General features: G+C 70.9%; 18 protein-coding genes. 9 read left to right on the top strand and 9 right to left on the bottom strand.

Annotated elements, in window-relative coordinates:
* Nucleotides 1-65: 65 nt before the first annotated feature.
* The 5 genes from ACXET9_RS07875 to ACXET9_RS07855 all read right to left on the bottom strand — a co-directional run bounded on the left by ACXET9_RS07875 (nucleotide 66) and on the right by ACXET9_RS07855 (nucleotide 7,897).
* The gene (locus ACXET9_RS07875; RefSeq protein WP_457885963.1) at nucleotides 66-1,730 is read right to left on the bottom strand and encodes an ABC transporter substrate-binding protein; all 1,665 of its coding nucleotides are present in this window, start codon (nucleotides 1,728-1,730) and stop codon (nucleotides 66-68) included.
* Between the two features lie 99 nt (nucleotides 1,731-1,829).
* A complete protein-coding gene (locus ACXET9_RS07870; RefSeq protein WP_457885962.1) occupies nucleotides 1,830-2,807 on the bottom strand; it encodes a carbohydrate ABC transporter permease in 978 nt (325 codons plus the stop codon).
* The gene (locus ACXET9_RS07865) at nucleotides 2,801-3,841 is read right to left on the bottom strand and encodes an ABC transporter permease (protein ID WP_457885961.1); all 1,041 of its coding nucleotides are present in this window, start codon (nucleotides 3,839-3,841) and stop codon (nucleotides 2,801-2,803) included. The genes ACXET9_RS07870 and ACXET9_RS07865 overlap by 7 nt, the downstream gene beginning before the upstream one ends.
* Nucleotides 3,842-4,071: 230 nt before the next feature.
* Complete coding sequence (locus tag ACXET9_RS07860) at nucleotides 4,072-6,564, bottom strand: beta-glucosidase (protein WP_457885960.1); 2,493 nt, start codon at nucleotides 6,562-6,564, stop codon at nucleotides 4,072-4,074.
* Nucleotides 6,565-6,751: 187 nt separating this feature from the next.
* A complete protein-coding gene (locus tag ACXET9_RS07855) occupies nucleotides 6,752-7,897 on the bottom strand; it encodes a substrate-binding domain-containing protein (protein ID WP_457885959.1) in 1,146 nt (381 codons plus the stop codon).
* 374 nt (nucleotides 7,898-8,271) lie between these two features.
* Between ACXET9_RS07855 and ACXET9_RS07850 the strand changes: the two genes are divergently transcribed.
* The 6 genes from ACXET9_RS07850 to ACXET9_RS07825 all read left to right on the top strand — a co-directional run bounded on the left by ACXET9_RS07850 (nucleotide 8,272) and on the right by ACXET9_RS07825 (nucleotide 14,691).
* A complete protein-coding gene (locus tag ACXET9_RS07850; RefSeq protein WP_457885958.1) occupies nucleotides 8,272-9,624 on the top strand; it encodes an extracellular solute-binding protein in 1,353 nt (450 codons plus the stop codon).
* 89 nt (nucleotides 9,625-9,713) lie between these two features.
* Nucleotides 9,714-10,580: a carbohydrate ABC transporter permease gene (locus tag ACXET9_RS07845; protein WP_457886277.1), complete on the top strand. Its 867-nt coding sequence runs from the start codon at nucleotides 9,714-9,716 to the stop codon at nucleotides 10,578-10,580.
* Nucleotide 10,581: 1 nt separating this feature from the next.
* Nucleotides 10,582-11,394 carry a carbohydrate ABC transporter permease gene (locus tag ACXET9_RS07840; RefSeq protein WP_457885957.1) on the top strand — a complete coding sequence of 271 codons (813 nt, stop codon included), beginning with the start codon at nucleotides 10,582-10,584 and terminating at the stop codon, nucleotides 11,392-11,394.
* A 237-nt stretch (nucleotides 11,395-11,631) separates the two neighbouring features.
* Nucleotides 11,632-12,783 (top strand): Gfo/Idh/MocA family protein, encoded by a 1,152-nt coding sequence (locus ACXET9_RS07835; protein WP_457886276.1) that lies wholly within the window; start codon nucleotides 11,632-11,634, stop codon nucleotides 12,781-12,783.
* A 61-nt stretch (nucleotides 12,784-12,844) separates the two neighbouring features.
* Nucleotides 12,845-13,603 (top strand): ThuA domain-containing protein, encoded by a 759-nt coding sequence (locus tag ACXET9_RS07830; protein ID WP_457885956.1) that lies wholly within the window; start codon nucleotides 12,845-12,847, stop codon nucleotides 13,601-13,603.
* Between the two features lie 11 nt (nucleotides 13,604-13,614).
* Complete coding sequence (locus ACXET9_RS07825; protein WP_457886275.1) at nucleotides 13,615-14,691, top strand: Gfo/Idh/MocA family protein; 1,077 nt, start codon at nucleotides 13,615-13,617, stop codon at nucleotides 14,689-14,691.
* An 84-nt stretch (nucleotides 14,692-14,775) separates the two neighbouring features.
* On the opposite strand, the gene ACXET9_RS07820 is transcribed toward ACXET9_RS07825, so the two are convergent.
* Nucleotides 14,776-15,519, bottom strand: coding sequence for a maleylpyruvate isomerase N-terminal domain-containing protein (locus tag ACXET9_RS07820; RefSeq protein ID WP_457885955.1), 744 nt, complete (start codon nucleotides 15,517-15,519; stop codon nucleotides 14,776-14,778).
* A gap of 149 nt (nucleotides 15,520-15,668) precedes the next feature.
* Here ACXET9_RS07820 and ACXET9_RS07815 point away from each other — a divergent pair, with 149 nt between their 5' ends.
* Nucleotides 15,669-16,910: a Gfo/Idh/MocA family protein gene (locus ACXET9_RS07815; RefSeq protein WP_457885954.1), complete on the top strand. Its 1,242-nt coding sequence runs from the start codon at nucleotides 15,669-15,671 to the stop codon at nucleotides 16,908-16,910.
* A gap of 112 nt (nucleotides 16,911-17,022) precedes the next feature.
* Nucleotides 17,023-17,835, top strand: a complete 813-nt coding sequence (locus tag ACXET9_RS07810; RefSeq protein WP_457885953.1) for a hypothetical protein — start codon at nucleotides 17,023-17,025, stop codon at nucleotides 17,833-17,835.
* 114 nt (nucleotides 17,836-17,949) lie between these two features.
* Here ACXET9_RS07810 and ACXET9_RS07805 read toward each other — a convergent pair whose 3' ends face one another.
* On the bottom strand, nucleotides 17,950-18,408 hold the full coding sequence (locus ACXET9_RS07805) for a hypothetical protein (protein WP_457885952.1): 459 nt from the start codon (nucleotides 18,406-18,408) through the stop codon (nucleotides 17,950-17,952).
* Nucleotides 18,409-18,928: 520 nt separating this feature from the next.
* On the opposite strand from ACXET9_RS07805, the gene ACXET9_RS07800 reads away from it, so the two are divergent.
* Nucleotides 18,929-20,020: a Gfo/Idh/MocA family protein gene (locus ACXET9_RS07800; RefSeq protein ID WP_457885951.1), complete on the top strand. Its 1,092-nt coding sequence runs from the start codon at nucleotides 18,929-18,931 to the stop codon at nucleotides 20,018-20,020.
* A gap of 148 nt (nucleotides 20,021-20,168) precedes the next feature.
* Here the strand turns inward: ACXET9_RS07800 and ACXET9_RS07795 are convergent, their stop codons facing one another.
* Nucleotides 20,169-21,029 carry a carbohydrate ABC transporter permease gene (locus ACXET9_RS07795; RefSeq protein WP_457886274.1) on the bottom strand — a complete coding sequence of 287 codons (861 nt, stop codon included), beginning with the start codon at nucleotides 21,027-21,029 and terminating at the stop codon, nucleotides 20,169-20,171.
* Nucleotides 21,030-21,039: 10 nt separating this feature from the next.
* Nucleotides 21,040-22,017, bottom strand: coding sequence for a carbohydrate ABC transporter permease (locus ACXET9_RS07790; RefSeq protein ID WP_457885950.1), 978 nt, complete (start codon nucleotides 22,015-22,017; stop codon nucleotides 21,040-21,042).
* Between the last annotated feature and the right edge of the window lie 22 nt (nucleotides 22,018-22,039).

Here is a 22,039-nt window from a genome sequence, read left to right as displayed (position 1 = left end):
ACGCCCCGTCGGACCGGAGGGGAACCGGCCCGACGGGGCGATCATGCCCGACGGCGATCCGAGGATCAGCCGTTGGTCTCCTGGTAGCGCTCGTAGGCGCCGTTGACCAGGTCGATGTAGGTGGTCATGTTCTGGCCCTCGAGCTCGGTCACGTAGGTGTCCCACTCGGAGAGATCGCGCTGGCCGGTGATGAAGGCGAGGGTGTTCTGGCTCGCGTAGTCGGTGAGCGCGGTCTGGTAGAGGCCGGCCTGCTCCTGCTCGTCCTCGTTCATGGGGGCGGGCGGCGGCGGGGAGACCAGCTCCTTGTCGGCCATGCGCTCGATCCAGGCGACCTCCTCCTCGGGGATCAGGCTGCGCACGAGGTCGTCGGAGGAGCCGTGCTCGTGGAGGAAGACGCCGTTCATGAAGCCGAAGTCGACGCGGAGGTCCTTCGTGGCGTCGGGGTTCAGGCCCAGCCAGTCGACGTCGTCGGCGAGGGTGCGCACGCCGTCGGCGTCCTTCGTGAAGGTCTCGCCCTCGACGCCCCACTTGCCGAACTCGAGGCCCTCGTCGGAGTAGTAGTGCCAGTCGACCCACTGCATGATCGCGACGAAGGTGTCCTTGTCGACGATCTTCGAGTTGAACATGACGCCGCTCTGGATGCGGCGGTTGCCGAAGATGTCGCCGGCGGGGCCGGAGGGCTGACGGATCTTGCTGAGCACGTAGTTGCCCTCGCCGAGGGTGGTGTTCAGCGTGGTGCGGCCGGTCTCGATCTCCTGGCCGTTGGTGGTGATCGCGAAGGACTTCTCCTGGCCGAGCTTCTGATGCGCGGCGTCGTCGTCCTGGGTGAAGGACTCGGGGTCCATGAGGCCGTCGGCGACGAGGCCCGCGAAGTACTCGACGAGCTGGCGGTAGCCGTCGGTCGCGGCGGGGAAGACGAACTTCCCGGAGGCCTCGTCCCACATGCTCGCGCCGAGGCCCCAGCCGGCGGTGGTGCCGAAGGTCGGGGCGGCCAGCTGCAGCAGCGCGGAGCCGGTCCAGCGGTCGGAGAAGACGTAGTCGCCGCCCTTGGCGTCCTTGATGCCCTGCAGGACGTCGCGGAAGTCGTCCCAGCTGGCGGGCTCCGACAGACCCAGCTCCTCGAGCACGTCCATGCGCATCGCGACCGTGTAGTCGGGGCGCGCGGACTGCAGGAGGCCGGGGAGCATGTAGAACTTGCCGTCCTCCTGGCGGAGGGAGTCGATCTCGGCCTGCAGGTCCCAGTCGGCGACCTTCTGGGTGAAGTTCGGCATGAGGTCGGTGTAGTCGCTGACCGCGAGGATCGCGCCCGAGGCCACGTACTGCGACTCCTGGCCGGGGTAGGTCACGGGCATGACCGAGGGGGCGTCGCCCGCGCCGACGAGCAGGCTGCGGCGCTGGTCGTAGTCGCTCAGCGGCGCGGTCGTCATCGCGAAGGTGACGTTGTTGCGCGACTCCGTCGTGCTCAGCAGCAGCCAGTCCTCGTTCAGCGGGTAGGACGGGTGGTCGCGGTAGAGCATGTCGATCTCGAGGGGCTCGGTGGCGACGAAGGTCGTGCCGGCCTCGTAGTCGTCCATCGCGCCGACGCGCTTGTCGTCGAGCGAGACCGGCTCGTCGCCGCCGGAGCCGCCGGAGCCGCCCCAGTCGTCGTCGCCTCCGCCGCAGGCGGCGAGTCCGGTGGCGGTCAGGCCCATCGCGAGGGCGCCGACGATGCTGCGTCGGGAGATGTTCATGGGAAACCCTTTCTGGTGGGGCGCACGGCCCGAGGAGCACGGTCGTCGTCGACCGCACGAGGGGGATCCGGCCGCCGTCGGCCGGTCCCCGGGGTGGCGTCAGCCCTTGACGGAGCCGAGCATGACGCCGGAGACGAAGTAGCGCTGCAGGAACGGGTAGAGGCAGATGATCGGCAGGACGGTCAGGACGATCGTGACCGCCTGGATGTTCGCGGCGACCTGCGCGAGGCCCTCGGCCCCGGCGCCGCCGCTGACGGACGCGGCGTTGGTGGCGCCGGCGATCAGGTTGCGGAGGTAGACGGTGACCGGGTACAGCTCGGCCTTGTCCATGTAGAGGAAGGCCTGGAACCAGGAGTTCCAGAAGCCGACGGCGTAGAAGAGGATCATCGTGGCGATGACCGCCTTCGACAGCGGCAGCACGATCCGCAGGAAGATCCCGTAGGTGTTCAGGCCGTCCATCGAGGCCGACTCCTCGAGCTCCTCGGGGAGGTTCTCGAAGAACGCCTTCATGACCAGCAGGTTGAACACGCTGATCGCACCGGGCAGGACGATCGCCCAGATGGTGTTGGTCATCCCCAGCGTCTTGATGAGGATGTAGTTGGGGATGAGGCCGCCGTTGAAGAACATCGTGAACACGGCGATCCCGATGAACACGGTGCGGCCCTTGAGCCGCCTCTTCGAGAGCGCATAGGCGAAGGTCGTGGTCAGGAACATCGCGATGATCGTCCCGACGACGGTGTAGACGACGGTGTTGCGGTAGTTCGTCCAGAACATCGCATCGCCCATGACGACCTTGTAGGTGTCGAAGTTGAAGCCGCGGGGGAAGATGTTCACCTGCCCCGACACGATGTAGCCCTCGGAGCTGAAGGACTGCGCCAGGACGTTCAGGAACGGGTACAGCGTCACCGCCATCACCAGGATCAGCACGATCGTGTTGGCGACCCGGAAGGTGCGGTAGCCGAGGCTGTCGCGGATCACCGTGCGCCCGCGGCGCGGGGCGGCGGGTCCGGTCGAGCCCTGGGGGCCGTTCGGGCTCTTGGGGCCCGTCTGCTCGGTCGTCATCGTCGTGGTCACCACAGGCTCGTCCCCACTGCTCGCTTGGAAATGGCGTTCGCGGAGAGGATCAGCGTGAGCCCGATGATGGACTCGAACAGGCCGATCGCGGTCGCGTAGCTGAAGTTGCTGGATTCGATGCCGATCCGGTACAGGTACGTCGAGATGACGTCGGCGGTCGGATAGGTCAGCGGGTTGTACAGCAGCAGGACCTTCTCGAAGCCCACCGACATGAACGTGCCGATGTTGAGGATCAGCAGCGTGATCATCGTGGGCCGGATGCCCACCAGCGTGATGTGCACGGTCTGCTGCCAGCGGTTCGCGCCGTCGATCTTCGCGGCCTCGTAGAGGCTCTCGTCGATCGTGGTGAGCGCGGCCAGGTAGAGGATCGTGCCCCAGCCGACGGTCTGCCAGATCTCGGAGCCGACGTAGATGGTGCGGAACCAGTCGGCGCTCTGCATGAAGTTGATCGGATCGGCGCCGAGGAGAGCGGTCAGCTGGTTGATCGTGCCCTGCACGGAGAAGATCTGGAAGACCATGCCCGCGACGATGACGATCGACATGAAGTGCGGAAGGTACGAGACCGTCTGCACGATCCGCTTGAACCAGCGGATGCGCACCTCGTTCAGCAGCAGCGCGAGGACGATCGGCATCGGGAAGCAGATGACGAGCGTGAGCAGGCCGAGGATCACCGTGTTCTGGAAGACGTCCCAGAACTTCGCATCGGTGATGAACATCGTGATGTACCGCAGGCCCACCCATTCGTCGCCGAAGATGCTGCCGCCGGGGCGGAAGCGGCGGAACGCGATGATGTTCCCGGCCATGGGCAGGTAGCGGAAGATCCCGAGGAAGACGATCGGGAGGATGAGGAAGGTGTAGAGCCGCCAGTCCTTCTTCAGGGCGCGGGCCCAGGTGTCCTTCTTCGCGACCGGCCGCGGGGCCGACGATCCGGCAGCGGCGCCGGAGCCGCCCGTCAGGGGCAGCGCCTCCGACCCGGTGGCCGAGGCCCCGGAAGGTGCGACCGACGCGGCGCCGGCGGCGCCCTGGTCGACGGTCATGCGGGGTTCACCGACTGATTCGGCATCGGCGTCTCACCTCTTTCTCATCACAGCATCGTGACTTCGCCTGGCGAAAGCTTTCGCACTACTATCGGCGAGTTTCAGACTAGCGGGGGCGGCGGGAGGCGTCAAGCGCTCTCCCGTCCGTGATCGGGGCGGGGCGGCCACGCCGGGGCGACGCCGGGGCGATGCCCCGCCGACCGCCCCTCGGGGCCGCTCCTCGGGGCCGCTCAGACGGCGGCGGGAGCGGCGCCCACGACGGGGCGCGCAGCGGCCTCGGAGACCTCAGCGACCTCGACGGGCGTGGTCAGGACGCGCGCGCCCTCGATGACCCGGGTGGGGCCGACGACGCGCAGGACGCCCTCGAGCTCGGCGTCCTCGCTCGACCGGCCGAGCCGGAGCCGCAGCTCGCCGGGCTCGACGATGCGCTGCAGATCCGGGCCGACGAAGGAGGCGCGGTCCGCGTGGAGGCGGAAGCTCACGCGCACGCTCTCCCCCGCCGCCACGGCGACCTTCTCGAAGCCGACGAGGCGCTTGAGGGGACGGACCACCGAGGCGACCGGATCGGACAGGTACAGCTGCACGACCTCCTTGCCGTCGCGGCCGGAGGCGTTGGTGACCAGCGCCGAGATCTCGACCTCGCCGTCCGGCGCGATCTCGAGGACCCCGTCGTCGCCGCGCCGCCCGTCGGCCGCGCCGACGGACTCGAGCCGCAGGTCGGAGTACTCGAAGCGCGAGTAGCCGAGGCCGTGGCCGAAGGGGAACAGCGGCTGCGGGTCGATGTTGGAGATGCCCTCGCTGATCCAGCCGAGGACCGGTGCGAGGTACGTGCCAGGCTGGCCGCCCATGCCGCCGGGCAGGCCGATCGGGAGGCGGCCCGAGGGGTTCACGCGGCCCGAGAGGACGCCGGCGATCGCGGAGCCGCCCTCCTCGCCGGGCATGAAGGCCTGGACGATCGCGGCGCAGCGGTCGGCGTACTCGCCGATCGCGTAGGGACGGCCCGTGACCAGGACCAGCACCACGGGGGTGCCGGTCGCGAGGACGGCCTCGACGAGCTCGTGCTGGGCGCCGGGCAGGCGCAGGTCGGCGACGTCGCAGCCCTCCCCGGAGGTGCCGGAGCCGAACATGCCGGCCTTGTCGCCGACGGCGAGGATCGCCAGGTCGGCGGCCTCGGCGGCGAGGATCGCGGCGGGGATCCCCGAGGCGTCGTCGTCGAGGAAGGCAACGCCCGGGACGGTGGTGATCGCGGCGGCGGGCAGCTCGGCGGCGAGGGCCTCGGCGAGCGTCGGGACCGGGACCGAGGTGCCCTCGTGGTTGCGGTGGTAGACGTGGTTGGTGAAGCTGTAGCAGCCGAGGAAGGGGCGGCCGTCGTCGGCCGCGGGGCCGATCAGCGCGATGCGGGCGGGGGCGCCGAGGCGTCCGCCCGGGGCGTCGGCGTCGGCCGGGGCGAGCGGGAGGATCCCGTCGTCGGCGACGAGCACGATCGACTCCTCGGCGAGCTCGCGGGCGAGCGCGCGGCCCGCGGCGGAGTCGAGGTCGATCGCCGAGCCGATCGTCGCGGGATCGAAGCCGGGGTCCAGCAGGCCCAGCTCGACCTTCTGGCGCAGCACCCGGCGGACGGCCGTGTCGAGCTCCGACTCGGCGATCTCACCGGCCGCGATCGCGTCCAGCAGCTCGGGGAACGTGCTGGTCTCGGGCAGTTCGACGTCCATGCCGGCGCGCAGCGTGGTCACGGCGGCATCCCGGGTGGAGCCGACGACGCGGTGCATCGACTCCAGGAAGTTCACGGCCCAGTAGTCGGAGACGACGGTGCCGTCGAAGCCCCACTGCGTGCGCAGCAGATCGGTCAGCAGCCAGCGGCTCGCGGCCGGGGCGATGCCGTCGATGTCGGCGTAGGAGTTCATGACGGAGCGGACGCCGGCGCCGCGCACCGCCATCTCGAAGGGCACGAGGTCCACGTCGTGCAGCTCGCGCAGGCCGATCGAGACGGGGGCGTGGTTGCGGCCGGCACGGGAGGCGGCATGGCCGGCGAAGTGCTTGAGCGTCGCGATGACGCCGGCGGACTGCAGGCCCTCGACGTAGGAGGTCGCGAGCACGCCCGTGAGGTAGGGGTCCTCGCCCATGGTCTCCTCGATGCGGCCCCAGCGGTAGTCGCGCACGATGTCGAGGACCGGGGCGAGCCCGTGGTGGATGCCGACGGCGGCCATGTCCTCGCCGATCTTCGCGGCCATGGAGCCGACGAGCGCGGGCGAGAAGCTCGCGCCCCAGGCGATCGCCGCCGGATAGGTGGTGGCGCCGTGGGCCATGAAGCCGGTCAGGCACTCCTCGTGGGCGATCGCGGGGATCCCGTGGCGGGAGGCCGCGACCACGGCGGTCTGCAGCTCGCGCAGCTGCGCGAGGCCCTCGTCGACGGAGAGCGGGGCGGAGCCGAAGTTGCGGGTGATGTGCCCGAGCCCGTGCTCGATGGCAGCCTCGAAGGGGTCGCGGTCCTTGTCGAAGGTCGACTGCATGGGCGCGAAGCCGCCGCCCCCGGACGCGCTCGAGCCGGACTCCCCGCCCTCGGCGCCGTCGGCGTCCGCACCGTCGGCGTCGGCACCGGCGTCGGGGCGCTTCCAGTAGCTGCCGAGCTGGCCGACCTTCTCCTCGAGGGTGAGGTCCGCGAGCAGCGCCTCGACGCGCGCGTCGACGGTCTGCTCGGGGTCGTTCCAGACAGAGGCGGTCATGGGTGCTCCTTCGCACGTGATGCTGGGACGGGAGGTCCGTCACCATGATCGCTGACGCACTTTAGGAAAGGTTTCTGCGTCTTTTCGATGCGGTCAGCGTAGAGCATCCGTCCGGAGGGGTCAACGGGGCGCCGTCGCCGACGGGCGGGCCGCCGGGCCGGCCGACGGCGGGCCGTCGCGCGACCGCTCAGCGCGGTGCCGCGGTGGACTCCCGCTCGATCAGGCGCGTCTCGAGCTTGAAGGGGTGCGAGAACAGCGAGGGATCCTCGGCGAGCGCGAGCAGGCGCTCGACGGCGACCTGCCCCATCGAGGCCAGCGGCTGGCTGACGGCGGTGAGCTGAGGGGTCGTCCAGCGCGTGACCATGGTGTCGTCGAAGCCGATCACGCTCAGCCGCTCGGGCACGGCGACGTCGCGGGAGCGCGCGGCCCGCAGCGCGCCGAGCGCGAGATTGTCCGAGGTCGCGAAGATCGCCGTCGGCGGATCGGCGAGATCGAGCAGGGCCCCGGCCCCCTCGGCGCCCGACTCCCCGTCGAAGTCGCCGTGCCGGATGAGCTCGGGGTCGGCAGGGAGGCCCGCCTGCCCGAGCGCGCTCAGGTAGCCGGCGAGGCGCTGCTGGCCGGGGACCGAGTGCTCGGGGCCGGCGAGGATGCCGATCCGGCGGTGCCCGAGGTCGAGGAGGTGCCGGACCGCAGCGGCCCCGCCCTCCCAGTTGGTGGCCGTGACGGTGAGGACGCCGGGGACCCCGGTGGATTCGGGGCCGTCGAGGACGGGGTCGATCGCGATCAGCGGGAGCCCGAGGCTGCGGCTCCAGCGACCGTGCTCGGCACCGATGCGGGTGACGACGGCGATGACGCCGTCGGCTCCGCGGGCGGCCATGTCGGTCATCCAGGCACGGCTGAGGCCCTTGTCCGCCTCGGGTTCGGCGTCGGTGACGAGCAGGTCCGCCCCGGCCTTCCGCGCCGCCCGGGTCACGCCGGCGAAGACGTCCATCACGTAGGCGCTGTCGACGGCCTCGAGGTGGACGGCGATGGTGCGCCGACGCTCGGGCGGGCGCCGACGGCGGGGCCGGTAGCCGAGCTCGGCTGCGGCCTCGGCGACCGCCTCCCGGGTCTGCTCGCTGACGGCGGCGCGGCCGTTCATGACCTTGGAGGCGGTGGGCAGCGACACCCCCGCGCGCGCGGCCACGTCGGCGAGGGTGACGCGCGCGGCCTTCGCGCCGTCGGCCGCCGCTCGCGCACCGTCGGCTGCGGCTCGTGCGCCGTCGGCCGCAGCTCGTGCGCCGCCGGCCGCGCCCTCGTCGTCGGCCGTTCGTCCGTCGTTCTGCGTCGTCATGGCTGAAGCGTAGCGCACGAAGAAAGTTTCTGCGTCCGGAAGGCCGGCTTCGTCCTGTCCGGAGGTGTCCGGCAGTCGGCTGAGCGAACTCGTCGGGCGCTCGATCGCGCACGTCAGACGCTCGTCGGCCGCCTGCTGCCCCGCGACGATCGTCGCCCCCATCGGCCCTGCACGCCGCGCCATTGGTCCCCCGATGAACGTCACCAACCCCATCCCCCCAGGCCAGAACGTTGCTTGGCGGAACATTTCGAATCGGGAACGCAGTTGACCGCATCGCGGTTCATTGGTAATTTCCTCTTACTTTCCACGGCGCGATCCGCTCGGGCGCGCCGGCAGAGCTGGCCCCGGTCAACGACGACTCACAGGAGCAGATCATGCGAAACTTTCCTAGCCGTTCCCTCGCTTCTCCCCTTGCTTCACCCCTCTCCCGCCGCGCGTTCCTCGGCACCGCCGCCGGCGCCTCGGCGCTGACGCTCGCCGCCTGCGGAACCTCGGGACCCGGCGGGAGCTCGGGCGGGGACGCCGCCTCGATCTGGCAGCTCTCGGGCGAGCCCAACGAGACCATCTACGACGACTCGATCACCGCCTTCAACGAGCTCGACGAGGGCACCCTGGAGGTCACGTTCTTCCAGAACGACGCCTACAAGCAGAAGATCCGCACCGCGATCGGTGCCGGCGAGGCGCCGACGATCATCTACGGCTGGGGAGGCGGCGGCCTGCGCACCTACGCCGAGGCCGAGCAGGTCGACGACCTGACCTCGTGGCTCGACGAGAACGCCGACTTCAAGGCTCGCTTCATCGAGTCGGTGTGGGGCGCGGCGACCGTCGACGAGAAGATCTACGCCCTCCCGATCGGCGCGACCCAGCCGATCATCCTGTTCAACAACAAGACGGTGCTGGAGAACATCGGCGCCGAGGCCCCCGAGACCTGGGACGACCTCCTCGACGTCGTCGAGAAGGCGAACTCCGCGGGTGTCGCCGGCGTCTCCCTGGCCGGGCAGTCCCGCTGGACGTCGATGATGTGGCTCGAGTACCTGCTGGACCGCGTCGGCGGCCCCGAGGTCTTCGCCCGGATCGCTGCGGGCGAGCCCGGCGCGTGGCTCGACGACGCGGTCGTCGAGATGGGCCGCAAGGTCGAGGAGCTGCTCGCCGCGAACGCCTTCGTCGAGGGCTTCGAGTCGATGGCCGCGGACTCCAACACCGACCAGGCGCTCATGTGGACCGACAAGGCCGCGCTCATGCTCCACGGCGGCTGGACCTTCGGCGGCATGAAGACCAGCGGCGACGGCTTCGTGCAGGACGGCCGCCTCGGCTTCGGCCCCTTCCCGACAATCGACGGCGGCAAGGGCGATCTGAAGAACCTCGTCGGCAACCCCTGCAACTACCTCTCGCTGTCTGCGGTCGCCTCCGACGCCGAGAAGGAGATCGCCCGCTCCTACTTCCTCGACGGGATGATGACCGACCAGGTCGCCGCCGACTTCGTGGCCTCCGGCTCCGCGCCCGTCATCACCGGCCAGGACGACGCCCTCGCCGCGAGCGAGGACGCCGACTACCTGACCTGGGTCTACACCTCCCTGCAGGAGGCCCCGGCCTTCACGCAGTCCTGGGACCAGGCCCTGCAGCCGACCGCGGCGGAGGAGCTCCTGGTCAACACCGAGCAGCTGTTCCTCGGGAAGATCACGCCCGAGCAGTTCGCCGAGGCGATGAACGCGACCCAGGAGAGCTGACCGTGACCACCGCACCCGCCGCCGCGCCGGCCGCTCCGGCCGCGCACGATGCGGCCCCCGCCCGGCCCCCGGCCGGGCGGGCCGAGCCCCTGCAGCTCTCCCACGTGCTGTTCGCCGCGCCCGCGCTGCTGTTCTTCCTGGTGTTCGCGATCCTGCCGCTGGTCGGCGTGATCGCCCTGTCCTTCACCTCGTGGAACGGCATCGGCGCGATCGAGTTCTCGGGGCTGACCAGCTGGACCGAGGCGCTGACCCGCTCCTCGACCTGGCACGGCCTCGCGCTCGTGCTGCTCATGATCGTGACGACCTGGCTGCTGCAGACGCCGCTGAGCATCCTGCTGGGCACCTTCCTGGCGGGCCCGCAGAAGTACCGCAACGTGCTCGCGGTGCTGTACTTCCTGCCGCTGCTGCTGAGCTCCGCCGCCATCGCCATCACCTTCAAGTCGCTGCTGGACCCGAACTTCGGCCTCGCCGCCGGGCTCGACCTGGCCTGGCTGAAGCAGAACTGGCTGGGCGACTCCGTGCTCGTGTGGTTCGTGCTGCTGGGGATCATCTCCTGGCAGTTCATCCCCTTCCACACGCTCATCTACCAGGGCGCCGTCCGGCAGATCCCGAAGACGATGTACGAGGCCGCGCAGATCGACGGCGCCGGCCGCACCCGCCAGTTCTTCTCGATCACCCTCCCGCAGCTGAAGTTCACCCTCATCACCAGCTCGACGCTCATGGTCGTCGGCGCCCTCACCTACTTCGACATCATCTTCGTGCTGACCGGCGGCGGCCCCGGCGTCTCCACCCGGATCCTGCCCCTGGACATGTACCTCACGGGCTTCCGCGGCAACGAGATGGGCGTCGCGAGCGCCCTCGCCGTGATCCTCGTGGTGCTCGGCCTCGGCCTCGCCCTCGGGGTGCAGGCGCTCGGCGGGCGCGACGCCAAGGCCAGCCAGCTGGAAGGAGCCTGACATGCATCGCAACTGGATCGGAGGAGCCTTCGGCTGGATCTGGCTCGTGATCGTGCTGCTGCCGATCTACTTCGTGGCCATCACCAGCCTGAAGTCGATCACGACCTACTTCGGCTCGAACCCGGTGCTGCCCTCGGCGCCGCTGGCGTTCGAGAACTTCACCGCCGTGCTCGAAGCGGACTTCACGATGTACCTGCTCAACAGCGTGCTGGTGGCGCTGGGCACCGTGATCCCGCTCGTGCTCATGGCCTTCATGGCCTCCTATGCGACGGTCCGCAGCGGGCACCGCCTGTTCCGCCCCGTGCGGAGCCTGTTCCTGCTGGGCCTGGCGATCCCCGTGCAGGCGACGCTCGTGCCGATCTACCTGCTGATCATCCGGATGCACATGTACGACTCGCTCGTCGCGCTGATGCTCCCGGGCATCGCCTTCGGCCTGCCGCTGAGCATCCTCATCGTCTCCAACGCCCTGCGGGACGTCCCCAAGGAGCTCTTCGAGGCGATGGACATCGACGGCTGCACCGAATGGCAGAAGATGTGGCGCCTCGCGTTCCCCATCTGCCAGCCGGCGATCGTCACCGTCGCCGTCTACCAGGCGCTCATGTCGTGGAACGGCTTCCTGTTCCCGCTGATCCTCACGCAGAGCCCGGACAAGCGCACGCTCCCCCTGGCACTGTGGAACTTCCAGGGCGAGTACGCGACCAACGTCCCCGTCGTGATGGCCGCCGTCGTGCTGTCCTCGATCCCGATCGTCCTGCTGTACGCCTTCGGCCGTCGCTATCTCGTCAGCGGCATGACCGCCGGCTCGGGGAAGTGATCGCCCGACCTCCGACCTCCCTGAGAACACCGACAGCACCACCTGCTCCACCCGTACGACCCGCTCCACCCGTACGACCCGCTCCACCCGCACCACCCGCACCGCCCCACCGCTCGCTCCGAAGGAGTCGTGAGACCCCCCGTGACCACCGCACCCGCCCCCGCCGGACCCCCTGCATCCTCCGGAACCCCCGGATCCCCCGAGTCCTCCGGTGCCGATCGCACGCTGCGCGTCGGCATGATCGGCTACGGCTTCATGGGCGCCGCCCATGCCCACGCCTGGCGCACCGCGCACCGCTTCTTCGACCTCCCGCGGACCCCGGAGCTCACGGCGATCGCCGGACGCAATCCGGAGGGCGTCGCCGCGGCCGCGGAGCAGTACGGCTTCGCCCGCTCGACGACCCGCTGGCAGGACCTCGTCGAGGATCCCGCGATCGACGTCATCGACATCTGCACCCCCGGCGACACCCACCGCGAGATCGCGCTGGCGGCGCTCGCGGCCGGCAAGCACGTGCTGTGCGAGAAGCCGCTGGCGAACTCCGTGGAGGAGTCCGAGGAGATGGCCGCCGCGGCGGCGGAGGCGGCGAGCCGCGGCATCCGGTCGATCTGCGGCTTCAGCTACCGCCGCACCCCCGCTCTCGCCTACGCCCGCCAGCTCGTCGCCGAGGGCGCCGTCGGCGACATCCGGCAGGTCCGCTGCCAGTACCTGCAGGACTGGCTCTCCGACGCCGACGCCCCCATGACCTGGCGCCTGCAGAAGGACAAGGCGGGCTCGGGCGCGCTCGGCGACATCGGCGCGCACGTCATCGACCTGGCCCAGTGGATCACCGGCGAGGACATCGCCGCGGTCTCGGGCACCCTGCAGACCGTCGTCCCGACGCGTCCCGCGGCGGGCGCCATGCAGGGCCTCGGCGGCAAGGGCGACGTCTCGGGCGAGCGCCAGGAGGTGACGGTCGACGACGTCGCCCTGTTCACGGCCCGCTTCGCCTCCGGCGTGCTGGGCTCCTTCGAGGCGACCCGCATGGCCACCGGCCGCAAGAATGCGATGCGGGTGGAGATCAACGGCTCCGCCGGCTCGATCGCCTTCGACTTCGAGCGCATGAACGAGCTCGAGATCTACGACGCGACCGCTCCCGCCGGCCGGCAGGGCTTCGCCCGGGTCCTCACCACCGAGCCCGAGCATCCGTACGCCGCGAACTGGTGGCCGACGGGCCACGGCCTCGGCTACGAGCACACCTTCACCCACGAGATCGCGGACCTCGTGCGCGCGATCGGCGAGGGCACCGACCCCTCGCCGTCGTTCGCCGAGGCCCTGCACGTCCAGCGCGTGCTCGCCGCCGTGGAGGCCAGCTCCGCGGCCGACGCCCGCTGGCAGCGCGTCGACGCCTGATGGCGCCCGACGCGTCCCCGACTCCCCGCAGCATCCACCCCCGGCTCCCAGGAGACTCCGCATGACCACCCCCACCACCGCTCGCCGCGCGCTCGTCGTCCGCGGCGGCTGGGACGGGCACCAGCCCGTCGAGGCGACCGACCTGTTCATCCCCTTCCTCGAGGCGAACGGCTTCGAGGTCCGCGTCGAGGGCGGCCCCGCCGTCTACGCCGACGCCGAGTACATGGCCACGGTCGACCTGATCGTCCAGTGCAACACCATGTCCACGATCGAGCGCCCCCAGTTCGAGGGCCTGCGCGCCGCGGTCGAGGCCGGCACCGGCCTCGCCGGCTGGCACGGCGGCATCGCCGACTCGTACCGCAACGAGTCGGACTACCTCACCCTCATCGGCGGCCAGTTCGGCTGCCATCCCGGCAAGCATCCCGACGAGCGCACGGGCGAGCAGGCCGACAACTACGTCCCCTACACGGTGGACATGCTGCCGGTCGCCGCCGAGCATCCGATCACCGCCGGGATCTCCGACTTCGACCTGGTCACCGAGCAGTACTGGGTGCTGGCCGACGACTACTGCGACGTCCTCGCGACCACCACGCAGAAGGTCCGCGAGTGGGATCCGTGGACCCGCCCGGTGACCTCCCCGGCGCTCTGGACCCGCCAGTGGGGCCAGGGCCGCATCTTCGTCTCCACCCCCGGCCACCGCGTCGAGGTGCTCGAGGACGAGAACGTCCGCACGATCATCGAGCGGGGCCTGCTGTGGGCCGCGCGCGGCAGCGAGCAGCCCTACGGCCCCCGCGCGATCGATGCGGAGGCCCGGGCATGAGCGCGGCACCCATGCGCGTGGGCATGATCGGCTGCGGCAACATCGCCGCCCAGTACCTCGCGACCTTCGACGCCGTCCCCGGCCTGCGGCTCGTGGCCGTCGCCGACCTCGACCGCTCCCGCGCGGAGGCGGTCGCCGCCGAGCGCGAGGGCGTGCGCGCGCTCACCGTCGAGGACCTGCTCGTCGACCCCGAGGTCGACACGGTCCTGAACCTGACGATCCCCGCGGCCCATGCCGAGGTCGACCGCCAGGCCATCGCCGCCGGCAAGAACGTCTACTCGGAGAAGCCCTTCGCCGTGGAGACCGCCGACGGCGCCGCCGTCCTCGAGGCCGCCGCCGCGGCCGGCGTCCTCGCGGGCTGCGCCCCCGACACCGTCCTGGGGACCGGCACGCAGACCGCGCGCGCGGCCCTCGACGAGGGCGTCATCGGCACCCCGATCGCCGCGACCGCCACGATGATCACCCCCGGCCACGAGCGCTGGCACCCGAACCCGGACTTCTACTACGTGCCCGGCGGCGGCCCCCTGCTCGACATGGGCCCGTACTACATCCACGCCCTGGTGACGCTGCTGGGCCCGGTCGAGGCCGTCATCGGCGCCTCCAGCCGCACCCGCGACGAGCGCACCATCGGCTCGGGACCGCGCGCCGGGGAGACCATCCCCGTCACCACGGACACCCATGTCACCGGCGTCCTCATCCACGCCTCCGGGGTGCTGTCGACGCTGGTCATGAGCTTCGACGGGGTCGCCACCGGCATCCACCCCATCGAGATCCACGGCACCGGCGGCACCCTCGCGGTCCCGGACCCCAACCGCTTCGACGGCGAGGTCTCCGTGCACCGCCTCGGCGGCGAGGGCTGGGAGACGATCCCGACGTCGGCCGGCTTCGTCGACGGCGGACGCGGCATCGGCCTGCTCGACATGGCCGAGCAGGGTGCGGCCTTCCGCGCGAACGGCGCGCTCGGTCAGCACGCCCTCGAGGTCATGAACGCGATGCTCGAGTCCGCCGGCAGCGGCGCGCGCGTCGACATCGCCTCGACCCTCGAGCGACCCGAGGTCGTCCCGCTGCGGGACCCGCGCGAGGGCTGACCGCCGACCGGCGGGTCGCCCCGAGGCTGCCCAGGGGCGACCCGCCGGTGCGTCCCGTCGGCCGTCTCCCTCCGCCCAGGGAGCTCAGCTGAGGGAGAGGGGCAGCATCGCCGCGCGCGGACCGAGCCGCTCGAGGTCCGCGCGCTCGGCCGACGACGGGGCGCGCCGCCCGGTCGCGATGCGCAGAGCATCGGCGTCGGACCACTCCTGCGGCAGCGCGAGCCGGATCCGGCGCTCGAGCATCCGCCGCGCCTCGGCGAGCCCCGCGGCCGGCGGCCCCGGGACCTCGGCGGCGCCTGCGACGAGGTCGAGATGATGCAGGGTCCCTTCGAGGACGTAGGCCTGCAGGTAGTCGCGCACGGTGAGGCTCATGCCCTGGGTCGCGACCGGCAGCTCGGGATGCGCGAGGAGGGCGGCGCGACCCGCGGCGGCGCCGAGGTCCTCGAGGTGATGGCGCAGGAGCGCCGGGTCCTCGTAGGCCGTCGCGAGGCGCACGACGAGCGCGTCGAGCGGATCGACGTCGGCCGCTCCCCCGTCGGCCGCTCCCCCGTCGGCCCCGCCCGCTCCAGCAGGCCCGGCCGCTCCGTCGGCCGCGTCGCCCGGCCAGGTCGTCGGGCGAGGCGTCCAATAGCTGAGGGCGTCGGCCGTGGGGGCGTCGTCGGCGGGGGTGCTGAGGGTGATCAGCACGTCCTGGGCGTCGATCACCAGGTGCGCGACCAGGTCGCGGATCCGCCAGCCCGTGCAGCCCGAGGGCGCGTCGAAGGCGCCGTCGGGTGTCGCCGCGACGGCCTCGCGCAGCGCGGTCCAGGTCAGGATGAAGAGATCCACGCCCGCACGCTAGCAAGCGCGTCGTGCGGCTCGGCCGGAGCTGTCGCCCCGGTTCCGGCCCCGGCCCCGGCGACCGATGGCACACTCGACAGCGGACCCCGACGGCGCGGAAGGCTCGCGCCGTTCCCCGAAGACCGTGGAAGGCCCCCATGCTTAACGTCGGCATCATCGGCACCGGGTCGATCTCCCGGGCCCATCTCACCGGCTACGGAGAGTTCCCCGACGAGGCGCGCGTGGTCGCCCTCACCGACATCGTCCCCGAGCGCGCCGAGGACAAGCGCCGGCAGTTCGGGCTCGACGACGCCCGCACCTACTCCTCCGCCGCGGCGATGCTCGCCGCCGAGGACCTCGACCTCGTCAGCATCGCGACGCCGCCGTCGACGCACTGCGAGCTCACCGTCGCGGCCCTCGAGACGGGCGTCGGCGTGCTCGTCGAGAAGCCCATGGCGCCCTCCCTCGAGGAGTGCGACCGGATGCTCGCCGCGCAGCGGAGCAGCGGCGCACTGCTGTCCGTCGTCGCGCAGAACCGCTTCCGCGACGACATGGCGCGGCTGAAGGCCGTCCTCGACGCCGGCGCGATCGGCCCCGTCTCCCATGCCCGGATCGCCAGCGAATGGTGGCGCGGACTGTCCTACTACGACCTGTCATGGCGCGGGACCTGGGAGTCCGAGGGCGGCGGCTGCACCCTCAACCATGCGATCCACCACCTGGATCTGACGCTGTGGCTGCTGGGCGCCCCGCAGGCGGTCACCGCGATGATGACCAACGCGCAGCACGACAACGCGGAGGTCGAGGACCTCTCCGTCGCGATCCTGCAGTACGAGCGGAGCCTCGCGGAGCTGACCAGCTCCGTCGTCTCCCACGGCGAGGAGCAGCAGATCGTGCTGCAGGGCGCCCGCGCCCGCGTCTCCCAGCCGTGGCGGACCGTCGCCGAGTCCGCGCAGCCCAACGGCTTCCCCACGCCCGACGGCGACCGCGGGGCCGTCGCGGAGATCGATGCGCTCGTCGCGGACCTGCCGCCGCTCGAGCACACCCGTCACGCCGGCCAGATCGGCGACGTGCTCGCCGCCCTCCGCGCCCGCCGCGCGGGCTCGTCGGACGATCGCTCGTCGGACGATCGCTCGTCGGAGACAGGCTCGTCGGACGCCGGCTCGCCGACCGCGGGCCCGGCGATCTCCGGCGAGGACGGCCGACGGTCGATCGAGCTGGTCACGGCGATCTACGCGGCCGCGATCGAGCGCCGCGTCGTCGACCTCCCGATCGCCGCCGACGACCCCTGGTACCGCGCCGGGACCCTCGTCGAGCGCGCCCCGCACTTCTTCGAGAAGACCGCCTCCGTCGACGAGCAGGAGGGGCGCATCACCGTCGACCCCTCCCGCCGCGACGGCTGACGGAGGCATCAGCCGAGGGTCGCGAGCGCCTGCTCCACGGCAAGGGGCGGCCGTGATCCCGTGGGGAGGCCGGGCCCTATGCCGCCACCGGATCCGCCCCTACACTCCTCCCATGCCTCACGACAACGCGACGGCCGACGCCGCTCTCGCCGCCTTCGACTCCTGGACCGACGCGCTGGTCGCGAAGCTCGCCGACCGTCCGGAGGTGCTCGGTCTCGTCCTCCTCGGCTCCGGTGCCGAGCGCGCCCGGATCGACCGATGGAGCGACCACGACTTCTACCTCGTCGTTGAGGACGAGGTCGCGGAGCGCTACCGCCAGGACCTCGAATGGCTGCCCGACGGCCCGGCCGTCGTCCTCTCTCCGCGGGAGACCGGGCACGGCCTCAAAGCGGTCCTCGCGGACGGTCACGTCATGGAGTTCGCCGTCGCCTCGCTCGCCGATGTCGCGACGTTCGCCGCCCACCACTGGCGCGTCGTCCACGACACCGGCCCCGTGACGGCGGTCCTCGAGGAGTGCGCCGCCCGCACGGCACGGGAGATCGCCGAGAGGCCCGCCCCCGACCTGGCCCGGGCCGCGGGGCTCTTCTGCAGCCTCCTGCTCATCGGCGTCGGCCGCGCCCGGCGCGGCGAGCTCGTCGCCGCGAGCGCGCACGTGCGCATGTACGCGCTCGGTGAGCTGCTCGACCTCGTCGGCGCGCTCGTGCCCGCGTCGCCCGACGCCCTGCGCGACGGCCTCGACCCGCGCCGGCGCGTCGAGGAGTCCTACCCGGGCATCGGCGCGCGCATCGGTGCGGCGCTCGAGCTTCCCGTCGAGGCGTGCGGGCGTGCGCTCCTCGACATCGCGGAGGCCGAGATCGCGCCGCGCATGCCGGACTGGCCCGCAGAGGGCGCGGCGACGGTGCGGCGGACGCTCGGGTGGACGTGACGACAGGTCCTCTTCCCGGCAGGTTCGCCGGCGAGCGGTAGGCCGTCGCACGGCACTGCATAGCAGCATCCGGGCGGGTGGCCGATTCGATCTGTCCGCCCGGATGCACGTCGCCTAGAAGATCTGCTCGAAAAGATAAAACTGATCACTTTCGGCATCATGGCATATCAGAATGTAATTCTGGTCCGCGCGCGCCGGCTCGGCACACCGGGGAGAGTCGAGTGCGCCATCTCCTATATCAGCGTCTGCTGACTCGATGATGTCATCCACCTCTGGCGATCCGTCGCTCGGGATCCCTTCGGCATACGTTGAGGAATCCCAGATCTCCGAGCGCTCCGAAGTGGGTAGCTGCAGGACGTATACATCGTCTCTACCCCCATGGAAATCGACCTCTGAGCTGTAGTACTCCAGCACCTCGCTGCCTGACGGAACCTTGATTCCCCACACGCTCTCGATCCGGCTCAGGTCCGGTTCGGGCGGCGCAGTCAGTTCAAGATCGCATCCGCTGAGCAACAGCGCGATGGCCGCTCCTGCGGAGCTGATGACGAGACCTGCACGTCGACGTAACGGCATCGTGCATCACTCCACTCTCACCGGACAGAGACCACTCGGGGCGGGCCGCCAGCGAGGGGTGCAGGCGCCCCCCAAGAATCCACTTCCACGAGCGGGCGCCGCCTCTGCCGCAGAGGACCGGTGCAGGGCTTCGGCACCATGATCGCCAGCGTAGAGCACCAGGACTATCCGCACAGAAGCTCGCATTGTGCAGACCTCGTGCAGAAGCACGGTCGCAGCGCTGCCGCGCGGCATGTCTCGGCCCGGAGACGTGCCCGGGGCTCGGTCCCGGCGTCTTGTGGATCTGCGTGAGGGTGGCGTCGTCGCCCGTATGAGGCGGCAACCCGTGGCACGCTCCCCCCGGGACACCGACGGTGCGGAAGACTCGAGTCGGTCCCCGACGGTGCAGACGACGCGCACCGTTGCGCGCACCGCAGCGCACTGCTGAGCGCGCACCGACCGGCCCCCGGGAGCGGCCGGCCCGCCTGAGCCGCACCGTCGCCATCCCACTCACCACCGCCTCCACCGAAAGGACCCCGCGATGACCGCCTCCGAAGGCGCCAGCTACGCACCCGCCGAGATGCCGAACCCCGTCGTCGGACCCGGCGAGTTCCCGTTCGCCGCGATGCACCTCGACCACGGCCACATCTACGGCATGATCAACGGCCTCACCGGCGCCGGCGGCACTCTGACCTGGGTGTACGACCCGCAGCCGGAGCGCATCGCGGCCTTCCTCGAGAAGTTCCCCGACGTCCGCGTCGCCTCCAGCGAGGAGGAGATCCTCGCCGATCCCGAGGTCAGGCTCGTCGCCGCGGCCGCCGTCCCCGGCGACCGCGCCGCGCTCGGCATCCGCGTCATGGAGGCCGGCAAGGACTACTTCACCGACAAGACCCCGCTGATCTCCTTCGAGCAGCTCGAGGCCGCGCGCGAGGCGGTCGCCCGCACCGGCCGGAAGTACGCCGTGTACTACTCGGAGCGGATCCACGTCGAGGCCGCCGTCCTCGCCGGCCAGCTCATCGAGCGCGGCGCCATCGGGAAGGTCATCCAGGTCATGGGCATGGGCCCGCACCGCCTCGGCGACCCGGCCTCCCGCCCCGACTGGTTCTACGAGCGCGCCCGCTACGGCGGCATCCTCACCGACATCGGCTCCCACAACTTCGAGCAGATGCTCACCTTCACCGGCTCCACCGACGCCGAGCTCTCCGCGAGCGCCATCGGCAACTTCGGCCACCCCGACCACCCCGAGCTCGACGACTTCGGCGAGGCCTCCATCGCCCTGAGCTCCGGCGCCTCCGGCTACGTCCGCGTGGACTGGTTCACCCCCGCCGGCCTGCGCACCTGGGGCGACGGCCGCACCTTCATCCTCGGCACCGAGGGCTACATGGAGCTGCGCAAGTACATCGACGTCACCACCGACAACGGCGGCGGCCAGCTGATCCTCGTCGACTCCGAGGGCGAGCACCGCATCGACGCCACCGGCAAGGTCGGCTACCCCTTCTTCGGCGAGCTGATCCTCGACGTCCTGCACCGCACCGAGAACGCCATGACCCAGGAGCACGCCTTCAAGGCCGTCGAGCTCGCGCTCACCGCCCAGGCCCAGGCCCGCGTCCTCGCCTCGGCGCCCAGCGCCTGATCCGGGCCCGTCCGTCGGCCGACAGCGGTCCGACGGACGCACCCCGCAGAACAGCAGCCCGATGCTCATGACGAGCATCGGGCTGCTGCGCGTCGGCGTCCGGCCGACGAGGCCGACGGGACCGACGAGGCCGACGGGGCGGGCGCTGCTACTTCACGGCGCCGGCGGTGACTCCTCGGGTCAGCGTGCGCTGGAAGATGAGGAAGAAGATGAACGTCGGGAGCAGCGAGACGAGGGCGCCCGCGTTCAGGGTCGGGACGTCGAGCATGCGGTCGCCCTGCAGGGACGACAGCGCGATCGGCACCGTCTGGTTGTCGTTGCTGGTGAGCATGACCAGCGGGATGAAGAACTCGTTCCACGTCCAGATGAAGAAGAAGATCATCAGGACCGACATGGTCGGGCGCACCACCGGGTAGACGACCCGCCAGAGGATCTGCCAGCGGGTGGCGCCGTCGAGCTGCGCGGCCTCGAGGAGCGCCGGCGGGAAGGTCCCCAGCACGGAGGCCAGCAGGTAGGTGCCGAAGGCCGACTGGATCACCGTGAAGATGATGACGATCGACCAGGGGTTGTCGGTGAGGCCGACGCGGCGGGCCATGTCGAACAGGGGGTAGATCAGCACCTCCTGCGGGAGCATGTTCGCCATCAGGAACACGCCGACGAGCCAGAGCCGGCCCTTCACGCGCCCCACGCCGATCGCGTACGCGTTCAGCAGCGACAGCAGCACCGCCAGGACGGAGACCAGGGCCGAGGTCCACAGCGAGTTCCACAGCTTGACCGGGAAGTTCACGCGCTCCCAGAAGTTGACGAGCCCGTCGAGGTAGATGCCCTTCGGCAGCGACAGCGGGCCGCCGCTCGAGTAGTCCGCGGGGGACTTGAAGGCGTTGAGCACCATCAGCAGGAACGGGGCGACCATCAGCAGCGCGATGATCAGCGCGCCGGCGAGGACGATCCAGCGGGCGACGCCCCGGTGGTGACGGTCGCGGGTGCGGCGCGCCGCGGTGTCGTTCATGGCGGTCATGTCAGCGCCCCTCCTCTTCCTTGCGGGCGCTGCGGTTCTGCAGCACCTGGATGCCGCCGCCGACGACGATGATGATCAGCGTCAGGACGGTGGCGATCGCGGCCCCGTAGCCCACCTTCGAGGTGTCGAAGAAGTTGAGGTACGAGTAGTACGACGGGACGAGGGTGGATCCCTCGGGGCCGCCGCGGGTGAGCACGTAGATCGGCGCGAACACCTTCAGCGCGGCGATGGTGCAGGTCAGCACGATCACGAAGGTCTCCGGGGAGATCTGCGGGATGGTGATGGCACGGAACCGGGCGATCCAGCCGGCGCCGTCGAGCTCCGCCGCCTCGTACAGCTCGGGGTCCACGCGCTGCAGGGCGGACATGAAGATGACCGTCGGATAGCCGATCTGGATCCAGATCAGCACGAGCATGACCGCGCCCAGCGCGAGGTTCGGATCGCCCAGCCAGTTCGGCGGGTTCTCGATCCCGATGCCTCGCAGCAGCACGTTCACGGCGCCGGTCTGGGCGTTGAGCACCCAGTTCCACACGATGCCGGCGACGGCGATCGGGAGGATCTGCGGGAGGTAGTAGGTGGCCCGCAGGAAGGCCGCGACGCGGCTGTCGAAGTGCTTGGCGACGTAGTCGAAGAGCACGGCGGCGAGGATGAGGCCGACGATCGTCGGCACCACGACCATCGCCGCGATCATGAAGACCGAGTTGCGGAACGAGAGCCAGAAGGCGTCGTCGGACAGCAGGTCGATGTAGTTCTGCAGGCCCACCCAGCGCTTCGGGGCGAGACCGCCCTTCCAGCTGTGCAGGCTGTACCAGATGTTCAGGACGAACGGCACCAGGATGACGACGACGAAGGCCAGCAGGCCCGGGATCAGGTAGGGCCAGTAGCCGGCGGCGGCGCTGCGCGGGGTCCGCAGCCGCCGCCGTGCCGCGGCGCCCGGTCCGTCGGCCGTCCGCGTCGCGGCGGCGTCGGATGTGGACATGGATTCCTCCAGGGGGACGGGT

This window comes from Brachybacterium netajii (SeqCode), from assembly GCF_054114245.1.
The sequence above is the reverse complement of the archived record's forward strand: the minus strand, read 5'-3'. Positions and strand labels throughout refer to the sequence as shown.